Source organism: Brachybacterium nesterenkovii (assembly GCF_900163655.1).
GTDB lineage: Bacteria > Actinomycetota > Actinomycetes > Actinomycetales > Dermabacteraceae > Brachybacterium > Brachybacterium nesterenkovii.
Genome location: NZ_FWFG01000020.1, coordinates 22,418 through 29,673 on the forward strand (window position 1 = coordinate 22,418; position 7,256 = coordinate 29,673).

At 72.5% G+C, this 7,256-nt stretch carries 5 protein-coding genes, 1 tRNA gene and 1 pseudogene; 4 read left to right on the forward strand and 3 right to left on the reverse strand.

Annotation, left to right across the window (positions count from 1 at the left end; translation table 11 throughout):
* Positions 1-26 precede the first annotated feature (26 nt).
* Positions 27-1,679 carry a thiamine pyrophosphate-binding protein gene (locus tag FM110_RS02255; RefSeq protein ID WP_087102262.1) on the forward strand — a complete coding sequence of 551 codons (1,653 nt, stop codon included), beginning with the start codon at positions 27-29 and terminating at the stop codon, positions 1,677-1,679.
* 73 nt (positions 1,680-1,752) lie between these two features.
* Here the strand turns inward: FM110_RS02255 and FM110_RS02260 are convergent, their stop codons facing one another.
* Both FM110_RS02260 and FM110_RS02265 read right to left on the reverse strand, forming a co-directional pair.
* Complete coding sequence (locus FM110_RS02260) at positions 1,753-2,496, reverse strand: NUDIX hydrolase (RefSeq protein ID WP_087102264.1); 744 nt, start codon at positions 2,494-2,496, stop codon at positions 1,753-1,755.
* Positions 2,493-3,767, reverse strand: a complete 1,275-nt coding sequence (locus FM110_RS02265; RefSeq protein ID WP_087102266.1) for a nicotinate phosphoribosyltransferase — start codon at positions 3,765-3,767, stop codon at positions 2,493-2,495. Before FM110_RS02265 ends, FM110_RS02260 begins: the two co-directional genes overlap by 4 nt.
* A gap of 146 nt (positions 3,768-3,913) precedes the next feature.
* Between FM110_RS02265 and orn the strand changes: the two genes are divergently transcribed.
* Complete coding sequence (orn, locus tag FM110_RS02270; protein ID WP_087102268.1) at positions 3,914-5,812, forward strand: oligoribonuclease; 1,899 nt, start codon at positions 3,914-3,916, stop codon at positions 5,810-5,812.
* Positions 5,813-6,029: 217 nt separating this feature from the next.
* Here orn and FM110_RS02275 read toward each other — a convergent pair whose 3' ends face one another.
* The gene (locus FM110_RS02275; protein WP_087102275.1) at positions 6,030-6,374 is read right to left on the reverse strand and encodes a thiamine-binding protein; all 345 of its coding nucleotides are present in this window, start codon (positions 6,372-6,374) and stop codon (positions 6,030-6,032) included.
* 283 nt (positions 6,375-6,657) lie between these two features.
* Here FM110_RS02275 and FM110_RS02280 point away from each other — a divergent pair.
* Together FM110_RS02280 and FM110_RS14710 are read left to right on the forward strand one after the other, a co-directional pair.
* A tRNA-His gene (locus FM110_RS02280) sits at positions 6,658-6,730 on the forward strand.
* Between the two features lie 186 nt (positions 6,731-6,916).
* Positions 6,917-7,204: pseudogene (locus FM110_RS14710) on the forward strand (transposase); the annotation flags it as partial.
* Positions 7,205-7,256: the final 52 nt, after the last annotated feature.

The window sequence follows — 7,256 nt, forward strand, 5'->3', positions numbered from 1 at the left end:
GCGCCCCGTCCCGAAATGCTCCCCGCATGCCCACCGTCTCCGAGCACGTCGCCCGCACCCTCGCCCAGCACATCGACCACGTCTTCGGGATCATGGGCAACGGCAACGTCTTCTTCCTGGACGCGCTCGAGCGCCGCACGGACGCCACCTACGTCGCGATGCGCCACGAGGCCGGGGCCGTCGTGGCCGCCGACGCGTTCTTCCGGGCCTCCGGCCGGATCGCCGCGGCGACCGCGACCTACGGCGCGGGCTTCACCAACACCCTCACCGCGCTCGCGGAATCCGTGCAGGCGTCCATCCCCCTGGTGCTCGTCGTCGGCGATGAGCCGACCTCGGGGCCGCGGGCCTGGGACGTCGACCAGATCGCCCTGGCCTCCGCGGTCGGCGCCCGCACCTACACGGTGGGGCACGCCGACGCCGCGGCCACCGCCGTCATCGCCATCGAGCACGCGCTCACCTACCGCACCCCGACGGTCCTGGCGATCCCCTACGACGTCGCCCGCCTCGAAGCCGGTCCCGTCCCCGCCACCGCAGGCCCGCGGCCGCGCCCCGTGATCGCCCCGACCGCCCCCTTCACGGCCGCGTCCGTCGCCGCGCTCGCCCGCGACCTCGCCGCCGCGGAGCGCCCGCTGCTGCTCGCGGGCCGCGGCGCCCATCGCGCGGAGGCCGGGGAGCTCCTCGGCGAGCTGGCGGATCTCACCGGTGCGGTCACGGCGACCACGGCCCTGGCGCGCAGCATTTTCCCGCGCCCCGAGTTCGATCTGGGCATCACCGGCGGCTTCGGCGCCGAAGGCGCGATGGAGCTGTTCCACGAGGCCGATCTGGTGGTGGTGCTCGGCGCGTCCCTCAATCAGTTCACGATGCGCTTCGGGCAGCTGTTCTCCCCCGCCTCGCGCGTGGTCCAGATCGACACGGCGCCGTCGGCGACGCACCCCCACGTCGGATCCTTCATCCGCGCCGATGTCGCCGAGACGGCCGCGGCGCTGGTGGCGCAGCTGCGCGCGATCGGCGCGGAGCCCAGCGGATGGCGCGAGAGCCTCGACATCGCCGCCCTGCGCGAGCGCGAGACGGGCGACGAGCTCGCCCCCGACGGTCGCCTCGACCCGCGCTCGGCGGCGATCCGCATCGGCGAGCTGCTCCCGGAGGACCGCGTGGTCGTCTCCGACGGCGGGCACTTCATCGGCTGGGCGAACATGTATTGGCCGGTCTCGGCGCCCGAGCGGATGATGATGGTCGGCACCCATTACCAGTCGATCGGCCTGGGCTTCCCCTCGATCCCCGGTGCCGCCGCGGCGCTCCCGGAGGCGACGGTCGTGCTCACCACGGGCGACGGCGGCGGCCTCATGGCCCTGGCGGACCTCGAGTCCGCGGTCCGCACCGCGCGGGGGCGCGGGATGGCGGTGGTCTGGAACGACAACCAGTACGGCGCCGAGGTCAACGTGTACGGGAAGCTCGGCGTCGCCGAGGGCCCGATGCTCATCCCCGAGGTCGACTTCGCCGGCCTCGCCGAGCCCTTCGGCGCCGAGGGCGTCGTGGTACGCACGCTGGAGGATCTGGGGCGCCTGCGCACCTGGCGCGAGGAGGACCCCGACGAGCGCCGCTTCCTCGTGCTGGACCTGCGGGTCTCGGGCGAGATCGTCGCCCCCTACCAGGAGGAGATCCTCGCGATGAACCGATGAGCGCGAGCACACGAGGCGGCACGGCTGCCGTGCGGCGATGCCGCCGCCCGGCAGGCGGCGGCATCGCCCGGTCTCAGGCGCTCGTCGCCTCGCTGCGCAGCAGCGCCGGCTGCAGCTGGGTCGCCTCGCCCCGGCGGTAGAGCATCGGGCGCGGGTTGCCGGTGCGGGCCTGCGAGGCCGCATCGGGATCGGGCCCGACGAAGCCGTCGGTCGCGAGCACCCGCCGGGTGAAGCCGATGCGGTCGGGCGGCGCGCCCCACACCGCCGTGTACACGGCGCGCAGCTCGGCGATCGTGAAGGGCTCGGCGAGGAAGCGGGTGGCGAGCGTCGTGTACTCGAGCTTGGCGCGCACGCGCTCGAGCGCGTCCCGCAGGATCTGCTCGTGGTCGAAGGCGAGGCGCGGGGCATCGGGATCGTCCAGCAGGTCCTCGACGCTCCACCAGCGCGCGGCGACGGCATCGGAGCCCTCGCTCGGGTCCGGGAGGTCGGGCGCGAAGGCCAGGTGGGCGATCGACACGACCCGCATGCGCGGATCGCGGTCGGGGGCCGAGTAGGTGGCCAGCTGCTCGAGGTGGAAGCCGTCGGCGGCGACGCCGGTCTCCTCGGCGAGCTCGCGCACGGCCGCGCCGTGGGCGTCCTCGTCGGGCTCGATGAAACCGCCCGGCAGGGCCCACGATCCCGCGAAGGGCTCGCCGCCGCGCTCGACGAGCAGCACGCGCAGCGCGCCGTCGCGCACGGACATGATGACGACGTCGACGGTGACGGCGGTCTGCGCGCGCTCCCTCTCGATCGCCGGGATGCTGTGGGTGTGCATCATGCGCTCCACTCCTCGCTGGTGCGGTACGCCTCGCCGCGGGCGGTGCGGCGGGCTCGGGCGGGCAGGGCGGCGATCGCGGCGGCGGCCGTGGCCCGGGCGCGCTCGGTGCCGGAGCGCTCGAGGGCGCAGATCTCGCCGTGGTCAACGATGGTCTCGTGGACGGCGGCGGCGCCGTCGGGGATGCTGCCGTCGAGCGTCCACGCCTCGCGGCCGTCGGGGAAGCGGACGAGCGTCTTGTCGCCGCCGGTGGACTGCTTGGACGAGGACTTCTTGGCGACCGGTCGCATCGATCCGTCCGCGCCCTCGATCGCGACGAGCTTGTAGACCATGCCGGCGGTCGGGGACCCGGAGCCGGTCGCGACGCGGGTGCCGACGCCGTAGACGTCGATGGGCGCGCCCTGCGCCTCCTCGATGAGGTACTCGTCCAGGTCGCTCGAGGTGGCGATCTTCGTCCCGGTCGCGCCGAGGGAGTCGAGCTGGTCGCGGGCCTTGCGAGCCTCGACCAGGAGGTCGCCCGAGTCCAGGCGGATCGCGAAGAGCTCCGGACCGGCGACCTCGACGGCGGTGCGGATCCCCTGGGCGATGTCGTAGGTGTCCACGAGGATCGTGGTGCGCGGACCGGACAGGGCGATCTGCGCGGCGAACGCCTCGCGCTCGGTGGGCCGGGCCAGCACGGAGGCGTGGGCGGCGGTGCCGGCGACCGGCACCCCGTAGCGGCGTCCGGCCTCGAGGTTGGAGGTGGAGCCGAAGCCCGCGACGTAGGCGGCGCGCGCGGCGGAGACGGCGGCGTCCTCGTGGACGCGCCGCGAGCCCATCTCGATGAGCGGGCGGCCCTGGGCGGCGATCACCATGCGCGCCGCGGCGCTCGCGACGGCGGAGTCGTGGTTGAGGATCGACAGGATGAGCGTCTCGAGGATCATCGCCTCGCCGAAGGTGCCCTCGACCTGCAGCACCGGCGTGCCGGGCCAGTAGACCTCGCCCTCCGGCAGGGCCGTGATGGTGCCGGTGAAGCGAAAGTCGGCGAGGTGCTGAGCGGTCCGCTCGGTCACGACAGAGGCATCACGGAGGTAGGCGAGGTCCGCATCGTCGAAGCGGAAGTCGCGCAGGGCGTCGAGGAGGCGGCCGATGCCGCCGAGCATCCCGAAGCGGCGTCCCGGCGGCAGGCGCCGGGCAAAGGCCTCGAAGACGGCGCGGCGCGAGGCCGTCCCGTCGGCGAGGGCCGCGTCGAGCATCGTCAGCTCGTACATGTCCGTCAGCAGCGCGGTGGTCATGGGCGCCTTTCTGGTGCTGGGGCGGAGCGGCGGGCGCGGTCGCGGCTCCTCCGGGACGTCGAGCACGACGAGCCGGGAGCACGACGAGCCGGAGGAACGGACGGCGCCCGCTCTCCCCAGGAGTCTAGGGTGGAACGGTGAGCACAATGACGCAGAGCACGGCCGATCGGATCATCTGGATCGACTGCGAGATGACAGGCCTGGACAAGCAGGCGGACGCCCTCGTCGAGATCGCGGTGCTGGTCACCGACGGCGACCTCAACATCCTCGGGGAGGGCGTGGACGTCGTCATCCGACCGCCCGCTGAGGCGCTGGCTCAGATGAACGACTTCGTGCGCCAGATGCACACGGACTCCGGGCTCCTCGACGAGCTCGAGGGCGGCATGACGCTCGAGCAGGCGCAGGCCGAGTGCCTCGCCTACATCCGCGAGCACTGCCCCGAGCAGGGCAGGGCCCCGCTGGCCGGCAACAGCGTCGGCACCGACCGCGCGTTCCTGGAGAAGGACACCCCGGAGCTGGCGGACTGGCTCAGCTACCGCACCATCGACGTCTCCAGCCTCAAGGAGCTGGCCAAGCGCTGGTTCCCGCGCATCTTCTTCAACACGCCCGCCAAGCACGGCGGCCACCGGGCGCTCGCGGACATCCGCGAGTCGATCCAGGAGCTGAAGTTCTACCGCGAGGTCCTGCTCGTGGCCGATCCCGGCCCCACCACCGAGCAGCTGCGCGAGGCGGCTCGTCGCTACGAGATCGCTCCCGACGGCTCCCCCGTCGCCCCCGCCTCCCTGCCGTCGCCCCAGCCCGCCGTCGCGTGGCTGGACTCCCGCAGCCACCGCACGTGGCTCGAGTCCGAGGCCGATGAGCTGCTGGTCTTCGCCTCGGAGTCGGTCCGCGACGACGGCGGCTTCGCCTGGCTCGATGAGGAGGGCGTGCCGGATCTCGGGCGCCCCGCCGAGCTGTGGATCACGTGCCGCATGACCCATGCGTTCTCGCTGGGGCACCTGATGGGCCGCCCCGACTTCGGGCGCTTCGCCGACCACGGCATCGCCTCGCTGCAGGGCGTGTTCCGCGACCGCGAGCACGGCGGCTGGTTCGCCGCCGTCGCGGGCGGCGAGCCCGTGGACGATTCGAAGCAGGCGTACGCGCACGCCTTCGTGGTGCTCGCCGCATCGTCGGCGACGGCCGCCGGTCGGCCGGGCGCGCGTCAGCTGCTCGACGACGCCCTGGCCGTGCTCGACGAGCGCTTCTTCGACGCAGAGGCGCGCATGAGCGTGGACGTCTACGACCGCACCTTCTCCGAGCTCGAGGAGTACCGCGGGATCAACGCCAACATGCACACCGTCGAGGCGCTGCTCGCGGCCGCCGACGTGACAGGCGACCGCCGCTGGCTGGACCGCGCCGTCGGGATCCTGCAGCGCGCGATCGACGAGTTCGCGCGCGCCCAGGACTGGATGCTGCCCGAGCACTTCGACGTCGACTGGAAGCCCCTGCTCGAGTACAACCGGGACGAGCCCGCCCACCCGTTCCGTCCCTATGGGGCGACCATCGGGCACTGGTTCGAGTGGGCCCGTCTGGCCCTCGAGGCCCGCGCCGCCCTGCTGCTGCTCGACGGCGACGCCCCGGCATGGATGCTCGAGGGCCCGTCGGCGATGCTCGAGAAGGCCGCCGCGACGTGGGGCATGGACGGCGCCCCCGGTTTCGTCTACACGACCGACTGGGACGGCGCCCCCGTCACCCGCGAGCGCATGCACTGGGTGGCCGCGGAGGCCGTCGGCGCCGCAGCGACGATGTACCGGGTCTCCGGCGACCGCGTGTGGGCCGACCGCTACGAGCAGTGGTGGGAGTACATCTCCACCTACCTGCTGGACCCGGTGAACGGCTCGTGGTTCCACGAGCTCGACGCCGACAACGAGGTGCAGGGGAAGACGTGGCCGGGCAAGCCGGACATCTACCACGCGCTGCAGGCGGTGCTCATCCCCCGCCTGCCCCTCACGCCCGCGCTCTCGAGCGCGCTGCGCGACGGGAAGCTGGACGCCGACCTCGTCTGATCTGCACGGCACGGGCGCGGCCCCGCGGGGCGGAGGCGTGCAGAGGGCGTGCGGTCCGGCGAGCGGCCTGGGCTCAGCCCGTCCGCTCGAGCCGGCTCAGCTGGCCGGGTCAGTCCAACTGCTCGGGTCAGTCCAACTGCTCGGGTCAGTCCAACTGCTCGGGTCAGTCCAACTGCTCGGGTCAGTCCAACTGCTCGGGTCAGTCCAACTGCTCGGGTCAGTCCAACTGCTCGAGAGCGGCACCGAGCCGCTCGAGCTTGCCGTCGAGCTCGCCCGTGCGACCGGGGCGGATGTCGGCCTTGAGCACGAGGGCGACGCGCGAACCGTAGCGGCCGACCTCCTCGGTGGCGCGGCGGACGACGTCCATGACCTCATCCCACTCGCCCTCGACCTCAGTGAACATCGAGCTCGTGCGGGTGGGCAGGCCGGAGTCGCGCACCACCTTCACGGCGGCCGCGACGGCGTCGTGGACGCTCGCGGAGTCGGCGCCCTCGGCGAAGGCGCGCTGGACGGACGGGTCGGACGGCTCGCCCGACGGGGCGACGGAGAAGGCGACGATCATGCCCTCAGCGTCGCGCGAAGCGGGCACGGGCGCAAGGCGAAGCGCACGCTCATCGTTCCTGGGCCACGCCCGGCATCAGGCCACCCCACGGCCTCAGGGATCCGAGCGCTCGGCATCCCGTCGTCGCGCATCGGCGATGCCGTCGCGGGCGGCCCGCCGCACGACACAGTCACGGCGATGATCCCGATGCGACAGGTCTCACAGGCGCGTCGGCGCACGCAGGCGCGAGCATCGGCGCCGACCCGGTATGCTGGTCTCTCGTCGCGGTCTGCGGCGGCGCATGGTGGTCGTAGCTCAGCTGGTAGAGCTCCTGGTTGTGGTCCAGGCGGTCGCGGGTTCAAATCCCGTCGATCACCCCGTATGTCATGAGTCGCGTCATCGTTTACTAACGGTGGCGCGATTCGTGTTTTGGGGTGCGGGTTCGGTGTTGTGGAGCCCGGTAGTCCTTGGCGGGGTCGAGCAGGTGTTCGGCGATGATCTCGCCGGTCTCGGCGTGAAGCGTCCTGGGTTCTGTTCCGAGTCTCAGCAAGGAGAATCGGAGTATGCCCAAGAAGTTCAGTCCCGAGCTGCGTGACCGCGCCGTGCGGATGGTCTACGACCGCCAGGCCCGCGAGGGAGGCCCGCGCGCAGAGTCGATCCGGGCCATCGCACCCCAACTCGGTGTCGGCCTGGAGACCCTGCGGATCTGGTGCAACCGCTACGGCCCCACCGAACCGTCCGCTGGCAGCAGCGAGTCGCTCGAGGAGGAGAACCGGCGCTTGCGCCGTGAACTGGCTGAATCCCGCCGTGCCAACGAGATCCTCAAAGCGGCCTCGGCTTTTTTCGCGTCAGTACCAGACTGAAGGCGTCCCGGCGGGGCTGGCTCCTTTTTTCGCTGCCCTC

Bases quoted from the DNA above. Each gene is read 5' to 3' on its own strand.
- FM110_RS02255 (WP_087102262.1), top strand. From the start codon at position 27: ATGCCCACCGTCTCCGAGCACGTCGCCCGCACCCTCGCCCAGCACATC.
- FM110_RS02260 (WP_087102264.1), bottom strand. From the start codon at position 2,496: ATGATGCACACCCACAGCATCCCGGCGATCGAGAGGGAGCGCGCGCAG.
- FM110_RS02265 (WP_087102266.1), bottom strand. From the start codon at position 3,767: ATGACCACCGCGCTGCTGACGGACATGTACGAGCTGACGATGCTCGAC.
- orn (WP_087102268.1), top strand. From the start codon at position 3,914: ATGACGCAGAGCACGGCCGATCGGATCATCTGGATCGACTGCGAGATG.
- FM110_RS02275 (WP_087102275.1), bottom strand. From the start codon at position 6,374: ATGATCGTCGCCTTCTCCGTCGCCCCGTCGGGCGAGCCGTCCGACCCG.